The sequence below is a fragment of the Kribbella sp. NPDC058693 genome (assembly GCF_042715335.1).
GTDB classification, from domain to species: Bacteria; Actinomycetota; Actinomycetes; order Propionibacteriales; family Kribbellaceae; genus Kribbella; species Kribbella jiaozuonensis.
The window spans coordinates 1,189,972-1,215,953 of sequence record NZ_JBHXSQ010000003.1 but is presented as its reverse complement, the minus strand read 5'-3'; the positions used below and the strand labels follow the sequence as shown (position 1 = coordinate 1,215,953).

Here is a 25,982-nt window from a genome sequence, read left to right as displayed (position 1 = left end):
CCCAGGGCATAAGCGCTTGCGAGTGTCGCGACACTGTAAAGATGCCGATCCTCGTCGTACCGACCACTGCCGTTCACCGATCGTTTCTCGCGGCCTGGGACGAGCTCGGTCCGGATCATGAGCGCTGGATGGGTGCGAAGTCGATCGCGGCCGACGACGAGGAGTGGAGCCGGCAGCAGGCGGCCGACCCGGCGGAGTTCCACCGGCTGGTCGAGGCGATCAGGGCCGAGGCGGATCCCGCGACCGAGCTGCCGCCGGGGCTCGTGCACCAGACCGTGCTGTGGTTCGTCGACGGGATCGAGTTCCTCGGCCGGCTGTCGATCCGGCACTGGCTCACCCCGGCCCTGCTCGAGGTGGCCGGGCACATCGGGTACTGCGTCCGCCCGTCCGCGCGCCGGCACGGGTACGCGACCCAGATGCTGACCCAGTCGCTCCCGATCGCGGCCGCCCTCGACATCGAGCCGGCCCTGGTCACCTGCGACACCGGCAACGTCGGCTCGCGCAAGGTGATCGAGGCGGCCGGCGGCGAATTGGAAGACGAACGACACGGAAAGCTGCGGTTCTGGGTGCCGACACACCTCGATTGATGACCTATCGTCGGGCGCATGAAGGTCGCCATCCTGACGCGTGAGTACCCACCGGACGTGTACGGCGGGGCGGGGGTGCACGTTGACTTCCTGGTCCGCGAGCTCCGCCGGCTGATCGACGTGGACGTGCAGTGCATGGGCGAGCCCAGGCCGGGCGCGACCGCGCATTCCGAGGACGACCCGCGGATGCCGGGCGCGAACGCGGCGCTGCGCATCCTGTCCACGGACCTCACGATGACGGCCGCGGTCGGCGACGCCCGGCTCGTGCACTCCCACACCTGGTACGCGAACATGGCCGGCCACTGGGCCAAGCTGCTGTACGGCGTACCGCATGTGGTGACCGCGCACTCGCTCGAGCCGCGTCGCCCGTGGAAGGCCGAGCAGCTCGGCGGCGGGTACCGGCTGTCGAGCTGGGCCGAGAAGACGGCGTACGAGGCGGCCGACGCGGTCGTCGCGGTGAGCCGCGGGATGCGGGACGACGTCCTCGACTGCTACCCGTCGATCGACCCGGCGAAGGTGCACGTGATCTCGAACGGGATCGACGCCGACTTCTACCACCCGGACCCGTCGACGCATGTCCTCGAGCGACTGGGTGTCGACCTGAACCGTCCGTACGTGACGTTCGTCGGCCGGATCACCCGGCAGAAGGGCGTGCCGCACCTGCTCCGCGCCGGCCCGCGCCTCGACCCGTCCGTGCAGCTCGTCCTGCTGGCGGGCGCTGCCGACACGGTCGAGCTGAAGGCGGAGACCGACGCGCTGATCGACGACCTCAAGCTGGCCCGGGACGGCGTGTTCGTGGTCTCGGAGATGCTGCCGCGTGAAGAGGTCCGGCAGGTCCTGACGCATGCCCTCGCCTTCTGCTGCCCGTCCATCTACGAGCCGCTCGGCATCGTGAACCTGGAGGCGATGGCCTGCGAGACCGCCGTGGTCGCGAGCGCGGTCGGCGGCATCCCCGAGGTCGTCGACGACGGCGTGACCGGCACGCTGGTCCCGTACGACGAGAACGACACCGACGCCTTCGAACGCGGCCTCGCCGACGGGATCAACGCGCTCGTCGACAACCCGGCGCGCGCGGACGAGATGGGTAAGGCCGGCCGGGAGCGGGCGGTGTCGCAGTTCGGCTGGGACGCCGTCGCGGACCGGACCGTGCAGCTGTACACGAGCCTGCTCGGGTAGGAGAAACCCCACCCCGGTACGGGGCTCCGCACCATTCTTCGGCTGCCGCGGCGGGAGTTGGGTTGAGGTATGACTTCTCGCCTGACAAAGACCGTCGCCGCGACGCTGGCGACCGCTGCTCTGCTCACGTTCCCGTTGTCGGCGTTCGGCGCCGTCAGTCAGCCGACGCTGTCCGAAGCTGCCGTCTCCAGCGTCCACGCTCCTCGTGGTTCGCTGGTCTCGGCGGTCCCGGTCGCGCAGCTGACTGCGGCTCAACTGAACGCCGCGTCTGCCGACTTTCCTGGCACACCAGCTGCGACGTACGGCGTCACGGCGTACCGCTTGATCTATCGGACGATCGACCACAACGGGCGGCCGACGACCGCGAGCGGCATCGTCGTACTGCCGGACGGACGTCGGGGTGCGCTGACCGTCGCGGAGTACCTGCACGGGACCAATCCCACGAAGGCCGCTGCTGCGTCAGTGGACGACACCTCGACCGATCGCCTCGTCACGGCTCTGTTCGCGGGGCAAGGGCTGGTCGGCGTTGCTCCGGACTACCTCGGTCTCGGGCTCGGGCCGGGCAAGCCGCCGTACGTCGACACCAAGACCGAAACGAGCTCATCGGGCGATTTGTTGCTCGCCGCACGGACCTTCGCGGCCAAGCACGGCGTCGCACTGAAGCGGGACGTGCTGCTCACGGGCTTCTCGCAGGGCGGCCGTGCGTCGGTCGCGCTCGGCCACGCGCTGAGCCGCGGTGAGTTCGGCTCGTTCCGCCTCGGCGCGATCCAGGCCGTCGCGGGACCGTACGACCTGCTCGGCAGCGAGCTCCCGGCGGTCTTCACCGGCGGCGTCCTGCCGCCGACAGCGACGTTCTACCTCGGCTACCTCGTGACCGCGTGGAACCGGACCGTCGGACTGTACGACGATCCGCGCGAGGTGTTCCGGGCGCCGTACGCCGCGACAGTCGAGGGCCTCTTCGACGGCACGCACTCCGATGAGGAGATCGTTGCCGCGCTCCCGGACTCGCCGGAGAAGCTGTTCACGCCGGCGTTCATCAAGCAGCTGCAGCACCCGACCGGCCGGCTGCTCCGGGCTCTTCGTGCGGCCGACCAGGTCTGCGACTGGACGCCGCGGGTGCCGGTGCACCTCTACAGCGGCACGAAGGACACCGACGTGGTGGCCGCCAACGCCGACGCATGCGCCGCTTCACTGCGAGCCCACGGCGCCGACGTGACCGTCCACAGCATGGGTCCCGTCGATCACACCGGTACGGCGTACGCGGCGTACCCGAGGATCATCCGCGCGTTCAGCCGGTGGGCTTGAGCCAGCCGATGCGTAGTTCGTCCGTGGCCGGACGGTAGATCCGGATGAGCTCGGCGCGCTCGGGATCGTCATCGGGCAGGTCGTTTGCGAGAGCGGCCTGCGCGGCGACGGTCTGCGGGCGGGCACCGAGCGCGGCGCGCAGGTGGAGGGAGCGACGCAGCATCGCGATCCCCTCGGCCGGCTCCTTCAGGTGCGCGAGGTGCCGGATGATGTAGGACTCGAAGAAGCCGTCGCCGTACTTCGTCGCGATCTCGAGCGCCGTCTCGTACCGCGCAACGGCGCCGGCCGAGTCCTCGTCGATGTTGTCGAGCAAGACACCCCAGTGGTACTCCGCCCAGCCGCGCTGCAACTCGTCGCCGCTCTGTGTCGCCGCGCGGTACGCCGCCTCGGACACAGCGCGGTCGTCGGGCCGGGGATCGCGCTGGAACAGCAGCCGGCTGTAGGCGAGCCGTCCGGTGAGCAACTGCGCGGTCCACGACGCGGGATCGAGCGCCGCGACCGCCTTCTCGGCCTCGTCGTGCCCCTCGATCCGGAAGAACCAGCCGTCAACCGCGATCTCGGCCCGCAGCTCGGGATCGCCGTCCGGGCCCAGTACGGCGAGCGCGGCATCCCACTCCCCCAGCACGAACAGGCGGCGAGCTGTGTAGGTGTCATCAGCTATCATGACGCCTACGCTAGATTCCGACGATGTAGGTGGTCAAGTGGAATACGGTGACTACATTGGCAACGTGACGCGGCTGGCCGTTGAGCTGGCCAACACCGGCACGCTCGATCAGGACGGTGAGCTGGTCGCCGCGTTCTTCGCCGAGCACGAGATCGCTCCGCCGGCCGACGGGGATTTCAGCGACCTGCCGGACCTCGTGCGTACGGCGCTGGCGCAGACGGTCGACGGCGACGCGCCCGACGCCGTACATCGGCTGCTGCGGGAGTACCCGCCGGACATGCACCTGTCCGACCACGACGGTCTCGGCTGGCACGTCCACTTCGGCCGCAACGGGACTCCCGCCAAGCGTTGGGTCGGCCAACTGATCGCCGCCAAGCTCGCCCTGATCGCGGCCGGGGATCCGTCGGTGACGCTCGGGCGCTGCGCAGCGGCCGGATGCGGCAACTACTTCGTGGACCAGTCGCGGAACCGGACGCGCCGGTTCTGCTCCAACGCGTGCGCGAGCCGTACGACGGTTGCGGCGTACCGGGCCCGGAAGGGCTCTTAGTCCTTCGGGCTGGGCTGTGGCAGCTCGTGGTTGGGGGCGATGAGGCTGCCGAGCAGAGCCAGCGACTCGACATCGCGCGATCCCGGTACGGCGTGGAAGACCACCAGGGTCATGCCGTCGGTCCCGCCGATCGTCAGCTTGTCGGAGCGGAGATCGAGGTCGCCGACCTCGGGATGAGTCAGCTGGCTGAGCCGGCCCTTGCGCGGTCGGACGTCGTGCCGTGCCCACAGTTGCCGGAAGCGTTCGCTGCGCACGGACAGGTCGCCGACCAGTTCCTTCAGCCGCGGGTCGTTGACGTTCGGGCCGAGTTCGGTGCGGAGGATCGCGACACCTTCCTCGGTCAGGTCGTCCCAGTCGCGGCGCAGCTCACGCTCGCGAGGGTCGAGCAGGACCGCGGACAGCAGGTTCACGCCGACGACGTAGTTCGGGGAGAGCGCGGCGCAGAGCGGGTTGACCGCGAGGCAGTCCGTGTACTTGTTCTGCACGTACGCTGGGTGGTTCGGCAGGCCGTCGATCAACTCGATGATGCTGTCCGGGACCGTCTCACCGGTTCGTCGTGGAGCCGGCCGTTCCTGGGCGAGACCGCGCAGGTAGGCGGTCGCGTCGGCGTCCAGCCGCAGTACCTCGGCGAGCGCATCGAGGACCTGCGTCGACGGGTTGCGGTCGCGGCCCTGCTCCAGCCGGAGGTAGTAGTCCGAGCTGATGCCGGCCAGCATCGCGACCTCCTCGCGCCGCAGCCCGGGCACGCGGCGCAGACCGATGCTCCGGATGCCGACATCCTCGGGCTTGACCTGCTCGCGCCTCGCCCGGAGGTAGTCGCCCAGCGCGTTCGTACTCTCCATGACTCCCACGGTAGACCGGACCCCACTCGCGTGCCTGGGTCCTGTCACTACCAGGAACAGCGGGGCACTCCCTGTTCTAGATGCGCCGGGCAACAGTAGGGACATGACCAACTCAACCATCACCCTCGCCGACGACCTCACCATCACCCGGATGGGGTACGGCGCCATGCAGCTCGCTGGCCCGGGCGTCTTCGGGCCGCCGAAGGATCGCGACCAGGCCATCGCCGTACTGCGGGAAGCGGTCGACCTCGGCGCTACGCACATCGACACCAGCGACTTCTACGGCCCGGTCGTCGTGAACGAGCTGATCAAGGAGGCGCTGTATCCGTACCCGGCCGGCCTGCACCTGGTGACCAAGGTCGGCGCCCGGCGCGGCGACGACGGCTCGTGGAACATCACCCAGGAACCGGACGACCTGAAGGCGCAGGTCCACGAGAACCTCGAGCACCTGGGCCTCGACGTACTCGATGTGGTCAACCTCCGCACGCCCGCCCACGACGGCGGCAGCGAGGAGTCGATCGCGAAGGCGTTCACAGCTCTGGTCGAACTGCAGCAGGAAGGCCTGATCAAGCACCTCGGGCTGAGCGGCGTCACGGTAACCCAGATCCGCGAGGCCCAGGCGATCGCGCCGATCGTCACGGTTCAGAACCTGTACAACCTGGTCCGCCGCGATGACGACGACGTGGTCGACTACACGGCCGAACACACCATCGCGTTCGCCTCGTTCTTCCCGCTGGGCGGTTTCACGCCGCTCCAGTCCGAGACCCTCGCGAAGGTCGCCTCGCGGTTGCGCGCGACGCCGCAGCAGGTCGCTCTCGCGTGGCTGCTGCAGCGCTCGTCGACCAGCGTCGTCATCCCCGGTACGTCGTCACTCGACCACCTGCGCGAGAACATCGCGGCCCGCGACCTGACCCTGCCGGCCGACGCCGTCGCGGAACTCGACGCCATCGGCCGGAGCTAGCTCAGCCGATCCCAGCGGTCGGCTGGTCGCCGGTCAGCCAGGTCGTCAGCAGGCGGGCGCCCGCGCCGGTCGCGCCGACGGAGTACTCGAACCGGTCGGCCGGGGACTCGGCGATCGACGAGAGGTCGAGGTGCGCCCACGGGATGTCACCCGCGAACGCCTTCAGGAACAGGGCTGCGGTGATCGAGCCCGGCCCCTTCGAGCTGTTCACCGAGTCGGCGATCGGGGTGGAGATCAGGTCCTCGTACTCCGCCGGCAGCGGCATCCGCCAGAGCTCTTCGCCGGAGATCCGGCCGGCGTCGGCGAGGTTGTCCGCCAGCGCGTCGTCGGTCGAGAACATCCCGCCGTACAGCATCGCGCCGAGCGATACCTTGATCGCGCCGGTCAGCGTGGCGACGTCGACCAGCACATCCGGCTTCAGCTCCTTGACGGCGTAGGCGAGACCGTCGGCCATCACCAGCCGGCCCTCGGCGTCGGTGTTCTTCACCTCGGTGGTCCGGCCGCCGTAGTGGCGGATCACGTCGTCCGGACGGTACGACGAACCGGACGGCATGTTCTCCGCGGAGCAGACGAGCCCGGTCACCCGGACGTTCGCGCCGAGCTCGCGCAGCGCCGACATCGTCGCGATCACCGAGCCGCCGCCGGTCATGTCGCGCTTCATCGACACCATGCCCTCGCGCGGCTTCAGCGACAGGCCGCCGGTGTCGTACGTGATGCCCTTGCCGACCAGTACGACGTACGGCGTCTTCTTGGTCGCACCGTCGGGCACGTAGTCGAGGCGGATGAACCGCGGCGGCCGGGTGGAGCCCTGACCGACCGCGAGGATGCCGCCGAAGCCTTCCTCGGCAAGTCGCTTCTCGTCCCAGACCTCCACCTCGAGGCCGGTCGCTCCGGCCACCTCGATCGCCCGCGCTGCCATCCACGCCGGGTCCTTCTCGTTGGACGGCGTGATCGCGAGCTGCCGCGCGAGCCAACCGGTCCGGCCGACGACGACGCCGCGGTCGACGACCGGCTGGCGGGCTTCCGGCGTACCGTCGGTCAGCGTGACCTTGCCGACCGCGGGCTTGCCCGGGTCGACCGTCTTCTGGGTGTACGAGAACGAGCCGAGAACGACGCCCTCGGCGAACGCCTGCAGCGCCGCGTCATCGATGCCCTCGGCAACGACCGTGGTGAGCTCGTCCTTGCCGCGACCGAACCGGGCGACCGCCGCACCGGCGTGTCGCAGGTCCTTCGCGCTGCCGTCGCCGGCGCCGACCAGCACGATCTCGGCCACCTCGCCGGCCAGCAGCGGGTACGCCGCGACCGCGCCGGCGGACGGGCTGAAGCCGGTCTCCTGCTGTACTTCGAGCAATCGGTCGAGGTCGACGCCGAGTCGCTCGCCGGCCTCCTTCGCGGCGGCCGGCAGACCGCTCTCGTCACCGACGACGATCACCCAGGTCGGGGAACCGTGCACCGGCAGACCGGGCTGCCAGGCGACGCCCGGGAGGCTGGGAAAGGGGGACGAACTGCTGCTGCGGCGAGCCACTAGGAGGACCTCACTGAAGTTTGATCACAATAGGGTGCAACCGTAACGACCCCGGCCGGTGCCGGAAACAGCACCCACCGGGGTCGCAGGATTGTCAGAGGAGTGCGAGGCCATGTCCCGGCACCCCGGGGAGAACCTGGTCAGCCGACGACAGCCTTGAGCGCGTTCCCGAGCTCGGTCGCTTCGTCCGCGTTGAGCTCGACGACGAGCCGGCCGCCGCCCTCGAGCGGAACCCGCATCACGATCCCGCGGCCCTCCTTGGTGACCTCGAGCGGACCATCGCCCGTCCGCGGCTTCATCGCCGCCATGCGCGCACCCCTTCCCAGTGTCGGTGTTGAGCGACGACACCGCGCGGGGAACCGTCGCCGGCGCCGTTGCGGTGATGCGCCGTCGGCGCGTATCGCAGTGTGTATCAGACCCCATTATTCCCGATCCCAGGCCAGAGCCGTGCACCATACGGCAGACTCGAGTCTTGTGCACGCCCGTTCAGCCCTCTTCGACCTGTACGGCGACCACCTGCGCGCGCGTGGCGCGCGCGCCCCGGTCGCGGCCCTGGTCCAGCTGCTCGCGCCGCTCGGCGTCCATCCGCCGGCGGTGCGGACCGCCGTGTCGCGGATGGTCCGGCAGGGCTGGCTGGAGCCGGTCCGGATCGAAGGACAACCCGGGTACGCGTTGACGTCCCGGGCGCGTCGCCGGCTCGACGACGCCGCCGCCCGGATCTACCGGACCGCCCCGGACGGCACGCCGGTGGTCACCGGTTCCGAGGGGCCGGGCGACTGGGACCGGCACTGGCATCTGGGCATCCTGCGCGAGGTGCCGAACGCGCGTCGCCGCGAGCAACTGGCGAGCCAACTCGCCTTCCTGGGTTGGGCTCCGCTGTCCGACGGCGCCTGGGTCGGGCTGCGCAACGACACCGAGGTCGACCAGATTCTCGGCATGGAAGGGATCGCCGCGGACCGGTTCCGCGCGCCGGTCGACGACGGCGCCGTGGAGTTCGCCCGGCGGGTCTGGAAACTGGACGAGCTCGGCGCGTCGTACGACGCCTGGCTGATCGAGGCGAAGTCACTGGTCGACGAGGCCGGTGACGGCGGGGGTGACGAGCAGGCCTTCGCCGTACGGTCGGAGCTCGTGCACGAGTGGCGCAAGTTCCTGTTCCGCGACCCGGGGCTGCCGGACGAGCTGCTGCCCGATGACTGGGCGGGCACCAGGGCGGCCGAGTTCTTCGATTTCCACGCCGAACGACTGGGCCCCGCGGCCGGGCGTTTCGTCGACAACTGCCTGACACTGCACTGAAATTTTCACCGACAGTCAAGGAGCTGACCACGATGAGTGACTCCGTTGTGTACGCCGTCTCGGACGGCGTGGCCACCATCACCCTGAACCGGCCGGACGCGATGAACTCGCTCGACACGCCGACGAAGGTCCTGCTCCGGGACACCATCCAGACCGCCGCCGAGGACCCCGCCGTACGTGTCGTCGTACTAACCGGGACCGGGCGGGCGTTCTGCGTCGGACAGGACCTGAAGGAGCACATCGGGCTGCTGCAGGCCAACGACGAGGCCGCGCTGTGGAGCACCGTGCCGGACCACTATGCACCGATCGCGCTCGCCCTCACCGAGATGCCGAAGCCGGTGATCGCGGCGGTCAACGGGGTGGCGGCCGGCGCCGGCGCGTCGATGGCGTTCGCCTGCGACTTCCGCGTCGTGGCCGACACCGCGGGGTTCAACCTCGCCTTCACCGGCATCGCGCTGTCCTGCGACACGGGCATCTCCTGGACGCTCCCCCGGCTCATCGGGCGGGCGAAGGCTCTGGAGCTGCTGTACTTCCCGCGCACCATCCCCGCGGCCGAGTCGCTTGACCTCGGCCTGGCGACCTCGGTCGTCCCAGCGGCCGAGTTGGAAACCACGGTCGCCGAGCTCGCCGGGAAGCTCGCCAAGGGCCCGACGGTTGCCTACGGCGCCGTCCGTCAGTCGGTGAACTACTCGGCCACACACACGCTGGCCGAGTCGCTGGCGTTCGAAGCGGGTCAGATGCAGCTGACCGGCGGGACCGAGGACCACCACAACGCGGTCGCGTCGTTCGTCGCGAAGGAGAAGCCCACCTTCAACGGCCGGTGAGCAGGGTCTTGTAATCGTTTACGTAAGCGATTACAACCTGAGCTGTGAGGAAACTGCTGCTGCCTGCCCTGACCGCCGCCACGCTGATCGGGAGCTTCGTCGTGCCTGGGTCCAACGCCGCGCCTGCTGCGCCTGCTGCTGAGCCAGGGGTGATCAAGTCCGCCGCCGCGCGGTCCGCAACGCTCGGCGAGGACATCAACTACAACGTCTACCTGCCGGCCGGGTACGACGCGTCCACCCGCCGGTACCCGGTCGTCTACCTGCTGCACGGGCGCGGGGACTCGATGAGCGCCTGGACGCAGGTGAAGAGCCGGCTCGACGAGTTGATCGGGACCGGTGAGATCCCGCCGACGATCGCGATCATGCCCGACGCGCCGTGGAGCAGCCGGGCGAGCTGGTACGTCGACTCGGCGTACAAGGGCGCCGATCCGGGGCGGCCGGTGGAGACGGCGTTCTTCCGGGATTTCGTGCCGAAGATCGACGCGACGTACCGGACGATCGCGGACCGGAGCGGGCGGGCGATCGCCGGCTACTCGATGGGCGGCGCGGGCGCGCTGCGGTACTCGCTGGCGCATCCCGAGGTCTTCGGTGCGGCGATCGCGTTGAGCCCGGCGGTGTACTTCCCGTTGCCGCCGGCCGATTCGAGCACCCGCGATTTCGGTGCCTTCGGCAAGGGTAAGGATCCGTTCGTCGAGTCGACGTACCTGAAGCTGAACTGGCCGGCGACGCTGAAGTCGTTCTCGGCGACCGGGCTGAAGGCGCACCTGTACATCGCGGTCGGCGACGACGAGTACAAGAACCCGAAGCCGATCGACGCGACCCACGACCTCGACTTCGAGGCCCATGTCGTGTTCAACCAGGCGTCCCGGGTGCCGGACCTGACGTCGGAGTTCCGCGTCGTCAACGGCGGGCACGACTGGGACGTGTGGGGGCCGACGTTCGCCGAAGGCGCGAAGTACATCTTCCAGTACATCGGCAAGCCGCCGGCTATCCCGATGCAGGCCGCGATCACCGGTACGGCGGGCGACGATCGCGCCGGCGGGATCGCAACTGATGCCGCAGGCAACGTTTATCAGGCGGTGGCGGCGGGCGCGCTGGACGGGCAGCCGTACGCGGGCGGGACGGACGTCGCGCTGGTCAAGTACCGGGCGGACGGCTCGCGGGAGTGGACGCGGTCGCTCGGGACGAGTGGCACGGAACGCGCGTACGGCGTTGCCGTCGACGCGGACGGGCGCGTTGTGGTGACGGGATACACGAACGGCGATCTGGACGGCAAGCATGCCGGAAACGCCACGGACGATGGGTTTGTGGCGCAGTACGACGCCGACGGGAATCGGCGGTGGCTGACGCAGTTCGGCGTACCGGGGGTGGCGGATCGCAGCTACTCGGTGAATGTGTCCGGGACCGATGTCTATGTCGGCGGCTACACGAAGGGCGCGTTGGACGGGACGAACCAGGGCGACAAGGATGTGTTCGTCGCTCGGCTTGACGGTGACGGGCGGCTGGTGTGGTTGCGGCAGACCGGAGGAGCGGGCGAGGACAAGGGGATGGCGGTCGCTGTCTCCGACGGTTCGGTGTATCTGGGTGGAATGATCGCCGGCGATGACGGTGTGGACGGTCTGCTCGCCCGCTATTCGGCGGACGGCACTCCGATGTGGGTGAAGCAGGTCGGCACGTCTGCAGCGGACGAGGTGTGGGCGCTGGCCGCGGACCCTGCCGGTGGGGTGTATCTCGCCGGCTACACGGCAGGCGACTTCGCCGGAACGCTCAACGGCGACAAGGATTTCCTGGTCGCCCGCGCCGATTCCGACGGCAACCTGACCTGGCGCGACCAGCTCGGCACGTCCACCAACGACAAGGCCGCCGCTGTGGCAGTCGACCCCGCCGGCAACCTCTATGTCGCAGGCTTCACCGACGGCGCGTTGGAGACGCCGCTCGGCAAGTTCGACGGCGTGCTGACGAAGTACTCGCCTGAGCGCACACGCAGTTGGACACGCCAGTTCGGCACTGCGGACGACGACGCGGCAGACGCCTTCGCCGAGGCGAATCTCTACCTCATCGCGACACCGACGGGCACCCAACTGAGTGGGCTGACCGGAACGGATGTGTTCCGGACAGCCTTCACTTCAGACGGCTCGAACAACCTGCCGTAGAACGTTTGGTGGGCTCCCAGACCGCGTTCCGGCCGGGCGAGTCACGGCCGGACAACCACCTGACAGTCGGGGAGCCCGTTGAACACCTCATCACGTTCAGTGCCCGGTGCACAACTCGTTCAGCCGTTTGTGTTTGCGTTTCGCCAAAGAGCCTTTTGCAGATGCAGAAGGCAGCTGCACGTGCACGAGATTTACCGGGCTATACAGGTCTTCAAGTGGTCGTTCACGATGCCGGTGGCCTGCATCAACGCGTACGCCGTGGTGGGTCCGACGAAGACGAAACCCTTCTTCTTCAGGGCCTTCGACATCGCCACGGACTCGGGTGTGGTGGCCGGTACGTCGGCGAACGTCCTGGGTGCCTTGTGCTTGGCCGGCTGGAACGACCAGAGCAGCTCGGTGAACTCGCCGTCGTCCAGCTCCAGCAGCGCACGGGCGTTGTTGATCGTCGCGTTGACCTTGAGCCGGTTGCGGACGATGCCGGGATCGGCCATCAGCCGGTCGAAGTCGGCCTGGTCGTACTTCGCGATCGCCTCCGGGTCGAAGTGCGCGAACGCAGTACGGAAGTTCTCCCGCTTGCGGAGGATCGTGATCCACGACAGCCCGGACTGGAACCCTTCGAGCGTCATCCGCTCGAACAGGCCGACATCGGTGCGGATCTCCTTGCCCCACTCGTTGTCGTGATACTCGATGTACTCCGGTGCGGAGGTCGCCCAACCGCAGCGCGGCTGCCCGTCCGGGCCGATCACGGTCATGCGCCGACCTCGCGGGTCAGGCGGTGGAGGGAGACCCGCATCATCAGCTCGAAGGCCGGACGCGCCACGATCCAGCCGAGGCGGCCGAGCGGCGGGTCGACGTCCTCTTCCCAGGTGAAGACGCTGCCGGTCGAGACGGGCGCGATCGTGAACGTGCCGGTGCCGCGCACGATCTTGCCGAGATGCTTCACCGTGCACTCGCGCGGCGGATCCCAGTGTGTGATGACCATGTCGTCAGTGAACCCGATGCCACCGACAGAAGTCCGCGCGGCGACCCCGCCGCCGACACCGATGCCGTCGTTCTCAGTGCCCCAGACGCGGGTCAGCAACATCCAGCGCGACTGCCGGTCCCAGTCCATCACGACGTCCCAGGCGGCCTCCGGCGACAGCCCCAGCACGACCGACGCCTCCGCGTGACAACTCCCCGTCCCGTTCATCAGCTCGGCCGCTGATAAGCGCCTTCCCCTTCTTGATCCGCCGGCGGCCAGAACTGCCACCCCTCCCCCTCACCCTGCTGCCCACCCTGCTGCGGGCCGGACTGCTGCGGGCCGGACTGCGGATGCGCGGACTGCTGCGGGCCGGACTGCTGCGCGGACTGCTGCTGCGCGGACTGCTGCTGCTGCGAGGACTGCCGCGAGTCGAACTGCTCCTGCGGAGCGGGCGCCTGCTGCTGGGCCTGCTGCTGAGCGGCGGGCTGCTGCTGAGCGGGTGGTGCCTGCTGCTCCCGGACGACGTACTGCTCCTGCTGCGTCCAGTGCTGTGCGGGCGCCGCCGGCTCGTGCTCCACGTCAGCCGATTCATGCGGCGGCAACTGCGTCCAGTGCTGCGTCGGAGCGGCCTGCTCGGCCGACACCGGCTGCGCGTCGGCTGACTGCAGGTCAGCCGACTGCTGGGGCGATTGCTGCTGCTGCGACTGCTGCTGTGCTGAGTCCTGCGCGCCGGCGGGCGGCGCCTGCTCGGGTGACTGCTGGACGGCGGCTTCCGGCTGCTGCTCCTCCGGCTGCTGGGGGAACTGAGGCGTAGCGGGCGTCCGGCGTGGAGTGACCGGCTGGGACTGGGCTTCCAGGACGGCTCGGGCCTCGGCCTGGAGCCGTTCGTACTCGTCGGCGGCCGCTTCATGCCTCGTCCGCGGCAGCTCGGACGTCTCCGGCTCGTCATCGTCCGCCACCGCAGACTCAGTCTCCGGCTCGGCAGGAGCCGCCGGAACAGCGACCTGCGGCACTTCGGCAGTCGAGTCCTTCGGCTCGTCCTTCGACGGCTCACCGGCCGGGAAGTCCCCGCCGACCATGATCGGCTGATGCGGCCCGGTGTCCTCGAACTCGGACGCGTCGTACCGCGACTTGGACGTGAACCCCGCGCCCTCCGGCGCATCCACGATCGGCGCCACCGCCCGCTCCAGGTCCGCGATCCGGCGGTCCCGCTCAGCGACCTCTTTCGCGACCCGTTCGAGCAGCGTGTCGACCTCGTCCATCCGGTAGCCGCGGACCCCGACCGCGAACCGCGCCGACTCGATATCCGTCGACGTCAGCGCCTGCCGTGCGGGCACGGTCATGTCGGGCCGGTCGTCGTACGCCGTGCTCATGGCACCCCAACGACCCGAGGCCACTACCGCGACAGCCCCGATCAACACCACGACGATCAGCCCGAAGAACCACATCACGGGTCCGATCGTGCCATGCCGTCCGAGTCAACCGAACCATCACCCGGGATTTCAGCTCCCGTCGGACCCCAGCCGGCGCGCCTTCGCGGAGGTGCTGTCGACGTCCTCCGCAGCCACCTCGGCGGCTTCCTGGGCCGCGGCGTCGGCGAGCTCGCCCGCCTTCATGATGTAGCTGATCGCCTCGTCCACGTCGTCGGTGACCGTGAACATGTCCAGATCGGCGGCCGAGATCTTCCCGTCCTCGAGCATCGTGTTCCGCAGCCAGTCGACCAGCCCGCCCCAGTACGCCGTACCGAACAGCACGACCGGGAACGACGTGACCTTCCGCGTCTGCGCCAGCGTGAGCGCCTCGAACAGCTCGTCCAGCGTGCCGAACCCGCCCGGCATCACCACGAACCCCTGGGCGTACTTCACGAACATCGTCTTGCGGGTGAAGAAGTACCGGAAGTTCATTCCGATATCGACCCACTCGTTCAGCCCGTTCTCGAAGGGCAGCTCGATGCCGAGCCCGACCGACACGCCGCCGGCCTCGGACGCCCCCTTGTTCGCGGCCTCCATCACGCCCGGTCCGCCGCCGGTGATGACGGCGTACCCGGCCACGACGAGCTTCCGCCCGCACTCCTCGGCGGCGGCATACATCGGGTCGTCCGGCTTGGTCCGCGCCGAACCGAACACGCTGATCGCCGCACCGAGCTCGGCCAGCATGCCGAACCCCTCGATGAACTCCGACTGGATCCGCAGCACCCGCCACGGGTCGGTGTGCACCCAGTCCGACGGTCCGCGGCTGTCCAGCAGCCGCTGCTCGGAGGTGGAGTGCTGCACCTGCTTGCGCCGCATCACGATCGGCCCGCGCTGCTGCTGGCCGACGGGACGGTCGGGGTGGATCGATGGTTCTGACATACGTCCAGATTATGGCCTGACCGGTAACGCCGACGGCTCAGGCGCGGCCCGTCAACCAACTCCTCAACCGCTGTTCACACAGCTCGATCTCGGCCTCGGGCACGAATTCGTCCTGCTTGTGCGCGTAGAGCGGGTCACCCGGCCCGTAGTTCACCGCCGGTACGCCGAGCAGCGTGAACCGCGCCACGTCCGTCCACCCGAACTTCGGCTGCGGCTCTCCCCCGACGACCTGCAGGAACGCCGCCGCGGCGGGCCGCTCCAGCCCCGGCAGCCCGCCCGGGGCCGAGTCCCTCACGACGACGTCGTACCCCTCGAACACCTCGCGCAGGTGCGCCTCGGCCTCCGCCTCGGACCGGTTGGGCGCGAAGCGGTAGTTGATCGTCACCGTGCACAGATCCGGTACGACGTTGCCGGCGACGCCACCCGTGATCGCGACCGCGTTCAGCCCCTCGCGGTACTCGAGCCCGTCGATCGGCACCCGGCGCGGTTCGTACGCCGTCAGCCGCGCGAGCACCTCGCCCGCGGCGTGGATCGCGTTCGACCCCATCCACGACCGGGCCGAGTGCGCGCGCTCGCCGTGGGTGGTGACCTCGATCCGCATCGTGCCCTGGCAGCCGGCCTCGACGACGGCGTTCGACGGCTCCATCACGACCGCGAACACGCCCTCGAGCAGCTCCGGGTTCGACCGGGTCAGCTTGAACAGGCCGTTGCGCTCGGCCTCGATCTCTTCGCAGTCGTAGAAGACGTAGGTGACGTCCCGGTTCGGCTCGTCCAGGCTCGCCGCGAGCCGGAGCGCGACCGCGACACCGCCCTTCATGTCGCAGGCGCCGAGCCCGTGGATCAGGCCGTCGGCGCGGCGGGCCGGGAGGTTGTCGTTGAGCGGGACGGTGTCGAGGTGCCCGGCGATCACGACCCGCTCGTCCCGGCCGAGATCAGTCCGCGCGACCACGGTGTTCCCGTGCCGGAACACCTTCAGATGCCCGTACGCCGAGAGCGCCTTCTCGACCTTGTCCGCAAGCTTCTCCTCGGTCCCACTGACCGACGAGACGTTCACCAGGGCCTCGGTCAGATCCGGACCGGATGCGGTGAGATCGAGCTTGGTCATTCGGACTCCTTCGGCGGCAGGAACACGCAGAACTCGTTGCCCTCGGGGTCGGCGCAGACGTGCCAGCCGATCTCGTCGTCCTTGGGCCGCAGCAGTGTCGCACCCGCGTCGAGCACCGGCTGCAGCGCGGGCGCGGTGACGTCCCAGTGCACGCGGTTCTTCACGGTCTTGGGCTCGGGTACCGGCACGAAGACCCAGTACCGGAACGGCAGGCCGGGCACGTTCTCGAGCCAGAAGTACGGCGTACCCGGTCGACTCATGAAGTCGCCACCGACCACGTCCGCCCACCAGCGCGCCTGCTTCTCCGGCTCGGCCGAGTCGACGATCAACTCCATCAGCCGGTACGCCGGAACCGTCTCGCGAACGAATCCGCAGAACTCCCCGCCCTCGGGATCCGTCATCACCGTCCACGGCTGTTCCTCGGACTCCGGCGTCAGGACCTTCGCGCCCTCCCGCTCCAGGCGCTCGATCGCGCCGGTGATCACGTCGAGGTGGACCCGGTTCTTGACCGTCTTCGTCTCCGGGACCTTGCACATCCAGATCGTCTTCTCCGGGGCGTCACCGACCAGCACGTTCGGGTTGTCGGCGGGCGCGGTCAGGCCGATCACCCGCCCCCAGAACGCGGCCATCTCACTCGGCGACGAGACGTCGACACACAAGTCCTTGAAACGCGCGATGGTCATGCCCGACAGGCTATCCGGAGTGCCGCTTCCGGTAGTGACGGTTCACCCGCTCCCGGTTACCGCAGGACGCCGAACACCACAGCTGCCGCGGATCCTCCTGCAGGAAGTACTTGACGCACCGAGCAGCGGGACACGCCCGCAACCGCCCCCGATCCGGCCCGGTCAAGAACTCGATCGCCGATCGCCCCACGGCACCCGCCAGATCGGCGGTTCCTCCAGCCCACTCGACCGTCGGCTCCGCACCTTCCTCCCACACCAGCTTCTGGGTCCCCAGAAGCCCCGCAGCCTGGTTGATCATCTGCAGCGCCGCGTCCGCATCCATCAACCGATGAGCATCAGCCCGGCTGGGCGCCCCGGGCGCAACCGCCCGAGCAAACAACGCCCGCACCGCCCGCCGAATCCGCACAAGCTCTTCGTGCGCCTCCGCACCCCCGACCTCGAGTGGCCGGCCCAGAACCCCCGCGAACTGGTCCTGGTGCTGCTCCAGCCACACGACCGCCTCCGCAGGTGTCGCGAGGAGGTCCGCAACGCCGCCGTGGCCGTCGTGCTTGATGGTCGCGGCGAGGGCGAAGGCCAGCGTGCTCATCCGGCGATTCTAATGGGATATTCCGTTGCTGCCATGTGAATACATCGCCTAGGGTCTCGAAGCGTGACCGACCTCCGCACCCGGCTGCGCGCCGTACCGACGCTGACCGGCACCCCACCCGCCTGGGATCCCGCACTTGCTCCCGAGACGCCGCACGAGCTGTTCGTCGACTGGCTGCTGACCGCGATCGACGCGCAGGCGCCCGAGCCGTGCGCGATGACCCTGTCCACGGTCCGCGCCGACGGCCGGCCGAACGGACGCGTCCTGATCCTCAAGAACGTGACCGACGACGGCTGGCAGTTCGCGTCGACGTCGACCAGCCGCAAGGGCGACGAGCTGGCGACCTCGCCGTACGCCGCTCTCACGTTCTACTGGATCCCGCTGGGACGGCAGGTCCGCATCCTCGGCACGGTCGCGGCCGCGGAGGCGGGTGAGTCGGCTGACGACTTCCTGCGCAGGCCGGAGGCAGCGCGCGCGGAGGCGCTGGTCGGCAGGCAGAGCGCCGTACTCGCGGATCCCGCCGATATCGACGTGGCGGTGAAGGAGCAGGCTGAGCGGATCGCCGCCGACCCCGGCCTGGTTGCGCCGAACTGGACGCTGTACACGTTGCGTGCGGAAGAGGTCGAGTTCTGGCAGGCCGATCCGGATCGCCGGCACACCCGCCTGCGGTACCGGCTGAAAGACGAATGGACAAAGGAGCTGTTGTGGCCCTGAACGAAGTACGCGCCACCGCCGATCAACTGCTCGCGCTCGTCGCGGACCTGGACGACGCCGCCGCACGCGGCAATTCGAACCTCCCCGGCTGGTCCCGCGGTCACGTCATCACGCACATCGCGAACTTCTCCGAGGCGATGACCCGTCAGGTCGACGAGGCCCTCGCCGGCCGGCTCATCGAGGTGTACGACGGCGGCCGCCCGGCCCGCGACGCCGCGATCGAAGCCGGCGCCGACCGCTCCGCCGCCGACCTCCGCACCCACCTCACCCAGGCCGTCACCACGCTGCTCGCCTCCTGGGACAAGGTCAGCCCCACCGACTGGCCCCTCCCGATCCTCCACCGCAACAGCAACCTCTCCGCCGGCCTCCAAGCCACCTGGCGAGAACTCACCATCCACACCTCGGACCTCAATCTGGGCGTCACTCCCGCCACCTGGTCCGAGGACTTCTGCCTCCACCTCCTGGACTTCCTCCGCCCCCGCACCCCCGACAACACCCACCTCATCCTCGAGTCCCAAACCACCACCTGGGAAAACGGCACCGGCGCAGAGGTGAAGCTGACCGGCGCCCTGACAGACCTAACCGCCTGGTACGCCGGCCGCCCCACCCCCGGCCCGATCACCGGCCCCGCTCCGGATCTCCTCCCCTGGCCGTGAATCAGCTGACGGTGAAGTCGTCGACCTGGATCCAGGTGTCGAGGTTGGGGCCGGTGAAGCCGGCGTAGACGGTTAGTTCGTGGGTGTTGGCGGGGACCTTGACCGTCACCTCGTGGTGGACGTAGCCCGTGCCGGCGCCGAACGTCGTACTGGCCAGGTCTGTGGTGCCGGCGCGGACGCCGAAGCGGCCCTGGTCGGCGGGGAGGTTGGCGGAGGCGTTGATCCAGGCGCCGAAGGTGTAAGTCGCGCCGGGTGTGACCGGGACCGTTTGGTACAGGTCGCTGAAACCCGTGCAGGTACAGCGGATCCAGCCGTTGTTGGCGCCCGAGTGTGCGAAGCCGAGGCCGCGGTCGACGCCGTTGGCCGCCGTACCCTCGAACAGCCACGCGGGCTTGCCGCCGCCGGTGCCTTCGAAGCCACCGTCCGCCAACTGGGAGACGTATCGGACCGCCAGCTCGGACACCGTCGTGTAGGAGCGCGTCCCGCCAGGCAATCCGATCACCCGCACGCCATCGGTCTCCTGCACCGGGAACGTGATGGTGTACGTCGTGTTCGCTCCGGCCGACGCGTCGCCCGGGTACGCCGGGGACACCGTCTGCGCCCCGACCTCGACCCACTCGCCGTCCCGCTTCACCTGCACCCGCGGCCGGCCGGTGAAGTACCCGCCCTCCGCCGACACCGCGCCCGACGTGAACTCGACGTTGTTGACCTTGTGCCGCGACGGCCACTCGTAACCCCACCACGACGCGCCCTTCACCTCGTCGTCGAAGTCGGACTCGCTGCCGGTCTTCGCACCGTCGTTCATCAGCGCGAGGCTTCCGGACTGTGTCGACTTGGAGATGGCTACTGCACCCATCGTCGGTACAGCGAGATTGTCAGCTCCTGGCAGGTTGTCGGCGGGCGCGGTCGACGACGGCGTCAGGACGAGTTTGCGCAGGTTGAAGTTGTAGACCGACGTACCGATCCCACCGCCGCCGCACGGGCAGACGTTCGCCTGGATGTACATGGTGTTGCCGTCGGGCTGGACGAACTTCGACGGGATCGTCACGCCGTACCCGCCGTACTTCGACGTCGACCACGGGTAGCCGCCGAAGTCCTTGCTCATGAAGTGTTTCCACGGACCCCACGGCGTCGGCGACTCGTAGAACTCGAACGTGTACTCCGTCCAGGACGTGTAGACGTACCTCTTCTGCTTGGCGAGGTAGGTGACGCCGCCCTGGCTGATCACGCTCAGGTTCGACGCATTCGTCCCGTACGTCTGCGCGTAGAGCCGCCGCGTGTCGGTCAGCACCGGCTTGCGGTCGGCGATCTTCGACGACCAGCCGGCGCCGGTGTAGAACTTCCACGCACCGCGGTCCTGCACCTTGTTCTTGGGCACCCTTGCGAGGAACACGCTCTGCGGATCGGCGACCGTGTCGTCGAACGAGTCCCGCCAGTTGCCGTCGAGGCCATAGGCATAGACGTAACCGTCGGGTGCGAGCGCACCACCCTTACCGAAGTCCGCGAACCAGATCGTCGTGAAGACATGGTCGGAGAACATCGGCCTCTGCTTGTCCCAGGTCCACGTCTTCCCGTGGTCCGTCGACTTCAGGATCGTCGCAGCCGGTACGTCGTTGAAGTCGAGCGCGAGGTCCTGGACCGCGAGATACAACGTGTCCCCGACGCACACCATCCCGGTCGGCTTCCGGTTGTACCCGGCGCCGCTCCAGACCGAGCCGACCTGGTCGCCCTTCGAGATCGTTGCCCCGGACAAGTTTCCCGGCGTGCCGTTGATCTCACTGACCGCGATATCGGCGAAGTCCCCGTCGGTACTGAAACCCTTGCCGTCACCATTGGCGGCGTACAGCTTGTCGTTGCCGGCCCAGCAGGACGGCCACAGGTCGCCGTCGCTGTTGCTGGGCATGCCCTTCGACTCCACCTGCGCCGTGCCGACCGTCGTCGACGCAACAGGGACCGGTTTGGAGTCCTGACTCAAGAGCGACGCGGTGCCGAAGACCAGTGGCAGCACAGCGAGCAAAGCCCCACGCTTCATGAGGTGCCTTTCACTTGAGGCCGGTCGTCTTCATCGCGTCGACCAGGCGGCGCTGGCCCGCGACGAACACAACGACCGTGGGAATGGCCGCGATCACCGCGGCCGCGAGAATGAGGTTCCAGGCCGAGGCGTACTGCCCCTGCATGCCGGAGACGCCGAGCTGGATCACCCGCAGGTCCGGGTTCCGGGTGATGGTGAGCGGCCAGAGGAACGCGTTCCAGTTGGCCAGGAAGAACAGCACCGACAGCGACGCGAGTACCGGCCGGCTGAGCGGCAGGATGACGCTCCAGTACCGCCGCCAGTAGCCGCAGCCGTCGAGGTCGGCCGCTTCCTCAAGCTCCCGCGGGATGTTCAGGTAGTACTGCCGGAGCAGGAAGATTCCGAACGCATGGAAGATGCTCGGCACGATCAACCCGGCATAACTGTCCAGCAGACCTAGTTGCTTTGCCACTAGAAACAATGGAACTAGTATCACCGGCAACGACACGAGCAGCGTCGACATGATCCCGGAGAAGATGATCCCCCGCCCCGGGAACCGCAGCCGCGCCAGCGCGTACGCCGCCATGCTGTGGAAGAACAGCGCGACCACGGTGACCGTGACCGACACGATCGCGGAGTTCAGCATGAACCGCGGCATCGGGATCTTCAGCAGCACGTACTGCAGGTTGTCCAGCGTCCACGTCGACGGCCACCCGAAGTTGAACACGTCCTCGGCCGGCTTCAATGCGCTGATCAGGATCCACAACAACGGGGCGACCGCGATGATCGCCAGCACGTGCGCCAGGATCGGGAAGAACCTAATCCTCATCGAAGCGACCTCCTCGGGTGACGCCGAACATCAGGCCGGTGCAGACGACGAGGATCGCCACGACCACGGTGGTCAGCGCCGCGGCGTACCCCATGTTGTTGAAGGTGAAGGCCTGCTCGTAGATGTAGAGCACGACCGTGCTGGTCGCGCGGGCCGGCCCGCCCTTGGTCAGTACGAAGACCAGGTCGAACGCCTGCAGACCGGTGACTGCGCCGATCGTCGAGTTGACCACGACGAAGAAGCTGGTCGGCCGGAGCAGCGGCCAGATCACGTACCGGAATCGTTGCCAGGAGCCCGCACCGTCGATCTGCGCGGCGTCCTCGAGCTCCTTCGGCACGTCCTTCAGCCCGGCCAGGAACACCAGCATCTGGTATCCCATCAGGAACCAGACACTGATCACCACATAGGTGCCCAGCGCAAGGGACGGCGTACCGAGGAAGGACACATCGCCGAGGCCGAGCGGCGCCAGGAGCTTGGAGAGCGCGCCGCGCTTGTCGACCAGAAGGAACTGCCAGATCAGGCCGACCACGACCAGGCTGACGACGTTCGGCAGGAAGAACGCCGAGCGGACCCAGCCGATGCCCTTGAAGAGGTTGCGGACCAGCATCGCCAGCGCGAAGCTCACCACGAACGCGATCGGCACGAACGTGACCACGTAGATCGCGGTGACCTTCAGCGAGGCCCAGAGTTGATCGTCCCCGGCCATCAGCTTGTAGTTGGCCAGGCCGACGTACTGATAGTTGCCGAAGCCATCGACCTTGAAGAACGCGACACCGAAGGCGAGCACCATCGGGATCGCGACGAAGATCAGCAGACCGATCGTGTCCGGCGCGAGGAAGGCGTACGCCGCCAACGCCTCGCGCCGTTTCCGCGTCATACCCGTCTTGGGTTTCCCCGAAGCTTTCACCAGCGGCTTGGAGGGAGGGGCTGTTGTCGTGACCATCAGCTGATCGGCGCGCCCTGGTAGGTCTTCAGGAACGTGTCGATCTTCTCCGCCGCGTCGGCCGCCGCCTTGGCCGGATCGGCCGCGTTCAGCTGGCAGGCCTGGATCGCGTCGGCGATCGGCTGGTACACCTCCGGTGGGAACCGCGGCTCGGGCTTGCCGGTCGGCGCGATCTCGCTGACGAACTTCTTCAGCGCACCATCGGCGAACGCACCCTTCGCGTCCGCGGCCTGCTGCACCGACTTGCGCGGGGGCAGGTTGGTCTTGACCACGGTGTTCCACTGCCGCTGACGCTCGACACCGGCGGCGTCGGTCGAGCCGAGCGCCCAGGCGATGAACTTGGCCGCGGCCTCCGGGTTCTTGCCCTTCGAGTTCGCGACGAACGCCCACCCGCCGAGATCGGTGGCCGCCGAGCCGCCATCCGGAGTGGGCAGCGGAATGATCCCGTACTTGAAGGTCTTCGCCTTGGTCCGCATGTCCGCGACGGCCCAGATCCCGCTCTGCTGCATCGCGGCCGCGCCGGAGCCGAGGTTCGAGACCACGTCGCCGCCGCCGTCGCCGAGGGCCTTGCGCGGGGCAACCTTGTTCTTGATCGTGTCGCCCCAGAACTTCAGTGCCTGTACGGCGGCCGGCGAGTCGAACGCGGACTTGCCGTCCTTGATCGCGTTGCCGTCGCCCTGCCACATGAACGGGTACCAGGTGAAGTTCTGGTAGTAGCCCGGGAGCGTCTCGAACATCACGCCGTACCGCTTGCTGTTGGTCAGCTTCTGCGCGACCGCGATGGTCTGGTCCCAGGTCTTCGGCAGATCGGCCTCGGACAGGCCGGCCGACTCGAACGCGGCTTCGCTGTAGTACATCGCGAGCGGCTCGATCTCCATCGGCAGGCCGTAGACCTTGCCGTCGACGCTGCGGGCCTCGAGCAGTCCGGGCAGGTAGTCCTTCTTGGACTCGTCCGGCAACGCGGACCCGAGATCCTGCAGTACGCCGCCGTTGTAGTAGCGGAGGAAGTCGCCGGGGCTGATCAGGAAGATGTCCGGGCCTTGCCCCGACTGGAACGCGGTCTGCAGCGTGGTCCCGTTCAGGTAGTCCTTGCCCGGGATGTAGCGCAACTTGACCTTGACGTCGTTGTTCTTGTTCCACTCGGCGACGGTGTCGACGAACCACTTGCTCTGCGGTCCTTGGTCGTCCGACGGACCGTAGAAGTTCCAGAACGACATCTCCTTGGCGTTGCCGCCGGAGTCGTTACTGCCGCACGCGGACAGCAGCGGTACGCCGGCAGCGGTCGCGGCGAACGCGCCCAGACCGCCGCGCAGGACGGACCGGCGACTGAGCTGCCTGGCAGGGAAGGGTGTTGCGGCCATCAGGTGCTCCAGGGTGGTGTGTTTCGGGCGGGGACTCGGGCGACTGGTGGGGGCGGCCCAGGGGCAATCGATTTCTCGCAATCTACGATCGGCGGCCTGGCCGGTCAAGAGCCGACTGGGTGACGATGTGGTCAACCTCCATCGATTCCTGCGTGTGGGCAAGGGTTTCGACCTCGGTGCAGCCGTTGACACTGGCCGAGCTCGCTGCCTAATCTGCGGAAATCGATTTCTGAGATGAGAGGCGCTGGGATGCCAGTTGTGCCGAACCGTGCGTCCGCCCACCGCACGGCCGACGAGCTGTCCAGGGACCTGGTCGCCCGGGGATTACAGGCGGCGCGCGACGCCATCGAGACCGAGGCCGCGGCTGTGTCGGCACTCGCGGACCGCCTGGACGGAGTCTTCCTGGAGGTGCTGCTCGCGGTCGCCCAGTGCGAGGGTCACCTGGTGGTGACCGGTCTCGGGAAGTCCGGTCTGGTCGGTCGGAAGATTGCCGCCACGCTGGCGAGCACAGGTACGCCGGCCACGTTCATCCACTCCGGCGATGCGTTGCACGGCGACTCGGGTGCCGTGACTCGGCGCGATCTCGTGCTCGCGTTGTCCGCGTCCGGCGAGACGGCCGAGGTGTGCGCGTTCGCCCGGATGCTGCGGGAGCGGGAGATCCCGGTGATCGCGATGACAGGGCAAGAGCAGTCCACACTGGCGCGGTTGGCGACGTACACGCTCGACACGATGGTGCTGCGCGAGGCGGATCCGTTGAACTTGGCACCGACCGCGTCGACGACGGCCTCGTTGGCGATGGGCGATGCGTTGGCGTGTGCGCTCGTCGTACTGCGGTCGTTCAGTCATCACGACTTCGCGCAGTTCCATCCGTCTGGTGCCTTGGGCAAGCGTCTGGCCGAGGACCAGGCATGAACGATGTCTGTGTGCTGGGATCGTTCATGAAGGATCTGGTTGCGTCGGCGGAGCGGCGGCCGTTGCCGGGTGAGACGTTGCACGGGACCGGGTTCGCGGAGTTCCTCGGCGGCAAGGGGGTGAACCAGGCGATCGCGGCGGCGCGGATGGGCGCGCGTACGGCGATCGTCGGAACCATCGGCGAGGACCGGTACGGTGAGGAGTTTCTCGAACTGCTCTCGTCGAACGGCGTCGACACCTCGTGGGTCGTGCGGCATCCGTCGCTGGGCACCGGTGTTGGCCTGCCGCTGGTGCTGCCGGACGGCGGGAACTCGATCATCATCGTGTCCCGCGCGAACGCGGCGATCACCGCTGCTGACGTCGAGGCCGCGGCCGAGGTGCTTGTTTCCAGCAAGGTGCTCAGCGTCCAGCTCGAGCTCCCGGTCGAGGCGAGCCACGCCGCCCTCCGGCTCGCCTCGACCGCGGGCGTCACCACGATCCTGACCCCCGCGCCGGTCGGCCCGGTCGATCAGTCGCTGGCGGCGTACGTCGACATCCTGGTGCCGAACGAGGTCGAGGCGGCGGCCCTCACCGGGCTGGACTGCGACGACTCGGGCGTGCCGATGGTCGCTCGCAAACTCGCCGAGGACTGGGACCTGCGTGCATGTGTGGTCACGCTGGGTTCGCGGGGTGCTTTCGTTCTGGACCGGTCCGCCGGCTTCGAGGAACGTGTCGATCCTTTCGAGGTCGCGACCGTCGACACGGTCGGCGCGGGCGATGCGTTCTGCGGCTCGTTGGCCGCTTCCCTCGCGGACGGGGCCGGGCTGGTGGACGCCGTACGCCTGGCGAACGCCGCTGGTGCGCTCTCGACGACCGTCAACGGCGCGGCCGATTCTGCCCCCGCCCGGGCTGCTGCCCTAGCCCTGCTGGACTCCATCGCGTCATGAGATCCTTTGCTCGGGATCGGGGTTAGAGTGCGATCCAGACGACCATCGGATCTCCAGCGGGGAGCGG

At 68.5% G+C, this 25,982-nt stretch carries 27 protein-coding genes; 12 read left to right on the top strand and 15 right to left on the bottom strand.

What is annotated here, in order from left to right; genetic code table 11:
• Nucleotides 1–41: 41 nt before the first annotated feature.
• The 3 genes from ACFWUU_RS24035 to ACFWUU_RS24025 all read left to right on the top strand — a co-directional run bounded on the left by ACFWUU_RS24035 (nucleotide 42) and on the right by ACFWUU_RS24025 (nucleotide 3,068).
• Nucleotides 42–587, top strand: a complete 546-nt coding sequence (locus ACFWUU_RS24035; RefSeq protein ID WP_380178396.1) for a GNAT family N-acetyltransferase — start codon at nucleotides 42–44, stop codon at nucleotides 585–587.
• Between the two features lie 18 nt (nucleotides 588–605).
• Nucleotides 606–1,763, top strand: coding sequence for a glycogen synthase (glgA, locus tag ACFWUU_RS24030; protein ID WP_380178394.1), 1,158 nt, complete (start codon nucleotides 606–608; stop codon nucleotides 1,761–1,763).
• 69 nt (nucleotides 1,764–1,832) lie between these two features.
• Nucleotides 1,833–3,068, top strand: coding sequence for a hypothetical protein (locus tag ACFWUU_RS24025; protein ID WP_380178392.1), 1,236 nt, complete (start codon nucleotides 1,833–1,835; stop codon nucleotides 3,066–3,068).
• Here ACFWUU_RS24025 and ACFWUU_RS24020 read toward each other — a convergent pair.
• Complete coding sequence (locus tag ACFWUU_RS24020) at nucleotides 3,052–3,732, bottom strand: hypothetical protein (protein WP_380178390.1); 681 nt, start codon at nucleotides 3,730–3,732, stop codon at nucleotides 3,052–3,054. The two genes, ACFWUU_RS24025 and ACFWUU_RS24020, sit on opposite strands and share 17 nt — an antisense overlap.
• Nucleotides 3,733–3,796: 64 nt before the next feature.
• Here ACFWUU_RS24020 and ACFWUU_RS24015 point away from each other — a divergent pair, with 64 nt between their 5' ends.
• Nucleotides 3,797–4,279 (top strand): CGNR zinc finger domain-containing protein, encoded by a 483-nt coding sequence (locus ACFWUU_RS24015; RefSeq protein ID WP_233715096.1) that lies wholly within the window; start codon nucleotides 3,797–3,799, stop codon nucleotides 4,277–4,279.
• Here the strand turns inward: ACFWUU_RS24015 and ACFWUU_RS24010 are convergent.
• Nucleotides 4,276–5,121: a helix-turn-helix transcriptional regulator gene (locus ACFWUU_RS24010; RefSeq protein ID WP_380178388.1), complete on the bottom strand. Its 846-nt coding sequence runs from the start codon at nucleotides 5,119–5,121 to the stop codon at nucleotides 4,276–4,278. The two genes, ACFWUU_RS24015 and ACFWUU_RS24010, sit on opposite strands and share 4 nt — an antisense overlap.
• A 103-nt stretch (nucleotides 5,122–5,224) precedes the next feature.
• Between ACFWUU_RS24010 and ACFWUU_RS24005 the strand changes: the two genes are divergently transcribed.
• Nucleotides 5,225–6,082, top strand: a complete 858-nt coding sequence (locus ACFWUU_RS24005) for an oxidoreductase (RefSeq protein WP_380178386.1) — start codon at nucleotides 5,225–5,227, stop codon at nucleotides 6,080–6,082.
• Between the two features lies 1 nt (nucleotide 6,083).
• Here the strand turns inward: ACFWUU_RS24005 and ACFWUU_RS24000 are convergent, their stop codons facing one another.
• Both ACFWUU_RS24000 and ACFWUU_RS23995 read right to left on the bottom strand, forming a co-directional pair.
• Nucleotides 6,084–7,607: a leucyl aminopeptidase family protein gene (locus ACFWUU_RS24000; RefSeq protein WP_380178384.1), complete on the bottom strand. Its 1,524-nt coding sequence runs from the start codon at nucleotides 7,605–7,607 to the stop codon at nucleotides 6,084–6,086.
• 140 nt (nucleotides 7,608–7,747) lie between these two features.
• Nucleotides 7,748–7,915 (bottom strand): DUF3117 domain-containing protein, encoded by a 168-nt coding sequence (locus ACFWUU_RS23995; protein ID WP_012923066.1) that lies wholly within the window; start codon nucleotides 7,913–7,915, stop codon nucleotides 7,748–7,750.
• Nucleotides 7,916–8,081: 166 nt separating this feature from the next.
• On the opposite strand from ACFWUU_RS23995, the gene ACFWUU_RS23990 reads away from it, so the two are divergent.
• The 3 genes from ACFWUU_RS23990 to ACFWUU_RS23980 are packed head-to-tail and all read left to right on the top strand — an operon-like array spanning nucleotide 8,082 to nucleotide 11,877.
• The gene (locus ACFWUU_RS23990) at nucleotides 8,082–8,900 is read left to right on the top strand and encodes a PaaX family transcriptional regulator C-terminal domain-containing protein (protein WP_137258298.1); all 819 of its coding nucleotides are present in this window, start codon (nucleotides 8,082–8,084) and stop codon (nucleotides 8,898–8,900) included.
• A gap of 32 nt (nucleotides 8,901–8,932) precedes the next feature.
• Nucleotides 8,933–9,724 (top strand): enoyl-CoA hydratase/isomerase family protein, encoded by a 792-nt coding sequence (locus ACFWUU_RS23985; RefSeq protein ID WP_380178382.1) that lies wholly within the window; start codon nucleotides 8,933–8,935, stop codon nucleotides 9,722–9,724.
• 44 nt (nucleotides 9,725–9,768) lie between these two features.
• Nucleotides 9,769–11,877, top strand: coding sequence for an alpha/beta hydrolase-fold protein (locus tag ACFWUU_RS23980; RefSeq protein WP_380178380.1), 2,109 nt, complete (start codon nucleotides 9,769–9,771; stop codon nucleotides 11,875–11,877).
• Between the two features lie 191 nt (nucleotides 11,878–12,068).
• Here ACFWUU_RS23980 and ACFWUU_RS23975 read toward each other — a convergent pair whose 3' ends face one another.
• From ACFWUU_RS23975 to ACFWUU_RS23945, 7 genes are read right to left on the bottom strand one after another with little or no spacing between them, the layout of a single operon-like run.
• Nucleotides 12,069–12,629, bottom strand: coding sequence for a DNA-3-methyladenine glycosylase I (locus tag ACFWUU_RS23975; protein ID WP_380178378.1), 561 nt, complete (start codon nucleotides 12,627–12,629; stop codon nucleotides 12,069–12,071).
• Nucleotides 12,626–13,066 carry an SRPBCC family protein gene (locus tag ACFWUU_RS23970; RefSeq protein WP_380178376.1) on the bottom strand — a complete coding sequence of 147 codons (441 nt, stop codon included), beginning with the start codon at nucleotides 13,064–13,066 and terminating at the stop codon, nucleotides 12,626–12,628. The genes ACFWUU_RS23975 and ACFWUU_RS23970 overlap by 4 nt, the downstream gene beginning before the upstream one ends.
• Nucleotides 13,066–14,286 carry a DivIVA domain-containing protein gene (locus tag ACFWUU_RS23965; protein ID WP_380179059.1) on the bottom strand — a complete coding sequence of 407 codons (1,221 nt, stop codon included), beginning with the start codon at nucleotides 14,284–14,286 and terminating at the stop codon, nucleotides 13,066–13,068. Before ACFWUU_RS23965 ends, ACFWUU_RS23970 begins: the two co-directional genes overlap by 1 nt.
• Before the next feature lie 54 nt (nucleotides 14,287–14,340).
• Nucleotides 14,341–15,189, bottom strand: coding sequence for a TIGR00730 family Rossman fold protein (locus ACFWUU_RS23960; RefSeq protein ID WP_380178374.1), 849 nt, complete (start codon nucleotides 15,187–15,189; stop codon nucleotides 14,341–14,343).
• A 37-nt stretch (nucleotides 15,190–15,226) separates the two neighbouring features.
• The gene (gene dapE / locus ACFWUU_RS23955; RefSeq protein WP_380178372.1) at nucleotides 15,227–16,294 is read right to left on the bottom strand and encodes a succinyl-diaminopimelate desuccinylase; all 1,068 of its coding nucleotides are present in this window, start codon (nucleotides 16,292–16,294) and stop codon (nucleotides 15,227–15,229) included.
• Entirely contained in the window at nucleotides 16,291–16,977 is a 687-nt protein-coding gene (locus tag ACFWUU_RS23950) for a VOC family protein (RefSeq protein ID WP_380178370.1), read from the bottom strand. Before ACFWUU_RS23950 ends, dapE begins: the two co-directional genes overlap by 4 nt.
• Before the next feature lie 10 nt (nucleotides 16,978–16,987).
• A complete protein-coding gene (locus ACFWUU_RS23945) occupies nucleotides 16,988–17,563 on the bottom strand; it encodes a CGNR zinc finger domain-containing protein (protein ID WP_380178368.1) in 576 nt (191 codons plus the stop codon).
• Between the two features lie 63 nt (nucleotides 17,564–17,626).
• Here ACFWUU_RS23945 and ACFWUU_RS23940 point away from each other — a divergent pair, with 63 nt between their 5' ends.
• Both ACFWUU_RS23940 and ACFWUU_RS23935 read left to right on the top strand, forming a co-directional pair.
• Nucleotides 17,627–18,277, top strand: coding sequence for a pyridoxal 5'-phosphate synthase (locus ACFWUU_RS23940; RefSeq protein ID WP_380178366.1), 651 nt, complete (start codon nucleotides 17,627–17,629; stop codon nucleotides 18,275–18,277).
• Nucleotides 18,268–18,933, top strand: a complete 666-nt coding sequence (locus tag ACFWUU_RS23935; RefSeq protein WP_380178364.1) for a maleylpyruvate isomerase family mycothiol-dependent enzyme — start codon at nucleotides 18,268–18,270, stop codon at nucleotides 18,931–18,933. Before ACFWUU_RS23940 ends, ACFWUU_RS23935 begins: the two co-directional genes overlap by 10 nt.
• A gap of 1 nt (nucleotide 18,934) precedes the next feature.
• Here ACFWUU_RS23935 and ACFWUU_RS23930 read toward each other — a convergent pair whose 3' ends face one another.
• The 4 genes from ACFWUU_RS23930 to ACFWUU_RS23915 form a co-directional block, all read right to left on the bottom strand.
• Nucleotides 18,935–20,965 carry a DUF4185 domain-containing protein gene (locus tag ACFWUU_RS23930; protein ID WP_380178362.1) on the bottom strand — a complete coding sequence of 677 codons (2,031 nt, stop codon included), beginning with the start codon at nucleotides 20,963–20,965 and terminating at the stop codon, nucleotides 18,935–18,937.
• A gap of 10 nt (nucleotides 20,966–20,975) precedes the next feature.
• The gene (locus ACFWUU_RS23925) at nucleotides 20,976–21,773 is read right to left on the bottom strand and encodes a carbohydrate ABC transporter permease (protein WP_137258312.1); all 798 of its coding nucleotides are present in this window, start codon (nucleotides 21,771–21,773) and stop codon (nucleotides 20,976–20,978) included.
• Nucleotides 21,763–22,650, bottom strand: coding sequence for a carbohydrate ABC transporter permease (locus tag ACFWUU_RS23920; protein WP_380178360.1), 888 nt, complete (start codon nucleotides 22,648–22,650; stop codon nucleotides 21,763–21,765). The genes ACFWUU_RS23925 and ACFWUU_RS23920 overlap by 11 nt, the downstream gene beginning before the upstream one ends.
• Before the next feature lie 65 nt (nucleotides 22,651–22,715).
• Nucleotides 22,716–24,077 (bottom strand): ABC transporter substrate-binding protein, encoded by a 1,362-nt coding sequence (locus ACFWUU_RS23915; RefSeq protein WP_380178358.1) that lies wholly within the window; start codon nucleotides 24,075–24,077, stop codon nucleotides 22,716–22,718.
• A gap of 249 nt (nucleotides 24,078–24,326) precedes the next feature.
• Between ACFWUU_RS23915 and ACFWUU_RS23910 the strand changes: the two genes are divergently transcribed.
• Both ACFWUU_RS23910 and ACFWUU_RS23905 read left to right on the top strand, forming a co-directional pair.
• Nucleotides 24,327–24,989 carry an SIS domain-containing protein gene (locus tag ACFWUU_RS23910; protein WP_380178356.1) on the top strand — a complete coding sequence of 221 codons (663 nt, stop codon included), beginning with the start codon at nucleotides 24,327–24,329 and terminating at the stop codon, nucleotides 24,987–24,989.
• The gene (locus ACFWUU_RS23905; RefSeq protein ID WP_380178354.1) at nucleotides 24,986–25,915 is read left to right on the top strand and encodes a ribokinase; all 930 of its coding nucleotides are present in this window, start codon (nucleotides 24,986–24,988) and stop codon (nucleotides 25,913–25,915) included. The genes ACFWUU_RS23910 and ACFWUU_RS23905 overlap by 4 nt, the downstream gene beginning before the upstream one ends.
• Nucleotides 25,916–25,982 lie beyond the last annotated feature (67 nt).

Excerpts from the sequence above, each read along its gene's own strand:
- ACFWUU_RS24035 (WP_380178396.1), top strand. The coding sequence starts at position 42 with ATGCCGATCCTCGTCGTACCGACCACTGCCGTTCACCGATCGTTTCTC.
- glgA (WP_380178394.1), top strand. The coding sequence starts at position 606 with ATGAAGGTCGCCATCCTGACGCGTGAGTACCCACCGGACGTGTACGGC.
- ACFWUU_RS24025 (WP_380178392.1), top strand. The coding sequence starts at position 1,833 with ATGACTTCTCGCCTGACAAAGACCGTCGCCGCGACGCTGGCGACCGCT.
- ACFWUU_RS24020 (WP_380178390.1), bottom strand. The coding sequence starts at position 3,732 with ATGATAGCTGATGACACCTACACAGCTCGCCGCCTGTTCGTGCTGGGG.
- ACFWUU_RS24010 (WP_380178388.1), bottom strand. The coding sequence starts at position 5,121 with ATGGAGAGTACGAACGCGCTGGGCGACTACCTCCGGGCGAGGCGCGAG.
- ACFWUU_RS24005 (WP_380178386.1), top strand. The coding sequence starts at position 5,225 with ATGACCAACTCAACCATCACCCTCGCCGACGACCTCACCATCACCCGG.
- ACFWUU_RS23995 (WP_012923066.1), bottom strand. The coding sequence starts at position 7,915 with ATGGCGGCGATGAAGCCGCGGACGGGCGATGGTCCGCTCGAGGTCACC.
- ACFWUU_RS23985 (WP_380178382.1), top strand. The coding sequence starts at position 8,933 with ATGAGTGACTCCGTTGTGTACGCCGTCTCGGACGGCGTGGCCACCATC.
- ACFWUU_RS23975 (WP_380178378.1), bottom strand. The coding sequence starts at position 12,629 with ATGACCGTGATCGGCCCGGACGGGCAGCCGCGCTGCGGTTGGGCGACC.
- ACFWUU_RS23970 (WP_380178376.1), bottom strand. The coding sequence starts at position 13,066 with ATGAACGGGACGGGGAGTTGTCACGCGGAGGCGTCGGTCGTGCTGGGG.
- ACFWUU_RS23965 (WP_380179059.1), bottom strand. The coding sequence starts at position 14,286 with ATGTGGTTCTTCGGGCTGATCGTCGTGGTGTTGATCGGGGCTGTCGCG.
- ACFWUU_RS23960 (WP_380178374.1), bottom strand. The coding sequence starts at position 15,189 with ATGTCAGAACCATCGATCCACCCCGACCGTCCCGTCGGCCAGCAGCAG.
- dapE (WP_380178372.1), bottom strand. The coding sequence starts at position 16,294 with ATGACCAAGCTCGATCTCACCGCATCCGGTCCGGATCTGACCGAGGCC.
- ACFWUU_RS23950 (WP_380178370.1), bottom strand. The coding sequence starts at position 16,977 with ATGACCATCGCGCGTTTCAAGGACTTGTGTGTCGACGTCTCGTCGCCG.
- ACFWUU_RS23945 (WP_380178368.1), bottom strand. The coding sequence starts at position 17,563 with ATGAGCACGCTGGCCTTCGCCCTCGCCGCGACCATCAAGCACGACGGC.
- ACFWUU_RS23930 (WP_380178362.1), bottom strand. The coding sequence starts at position 20,965 with ATGAAGCGTGGGGCTTTGCTCGCTGTGCTGCCACTGGTCTTCGGCACC.
- ACFWUU_RS23925 (WP_137258312.1), bottom strand. The coding sequence starts at position 21,773 with ATGAGGATTAGGTTCTTCCCGATCCTGGCGCACGTGCTGGCGATCATC.
- ACFWUU_RS23920 (WP_380178360.1), bottom strand. The coding sequence starts at position 22,650 with ATGACGCGGAAACGGCGCGAGGCGTTGGCGGCGTACGCCTTCCTCGCG.
- ACFWUU_RS23915 (WP_380178358.1), bottom strand. The coding sequence starts at position 24,077 with ATGGCCGCAACACCCTTCCCTGCCAGGCAGCTCAGTCGCCGGTCCGTC.
- ACFWUU_RS23910 (WP_380178356.1), top strand. The coding sequence starts at position 24,327 with ATGCCAGTTGTGCCGAACCGTGCGTCCGCCCACCGCACGGCCGACGAG.
- ACFWUU_RS23905 (WP_380178354.1), top strand. The coding sequence starts at position 24,986 with ATGAACGATGTCTGTGTGCTGGGATCGTTCATGAAGGATCTGGTTGCG.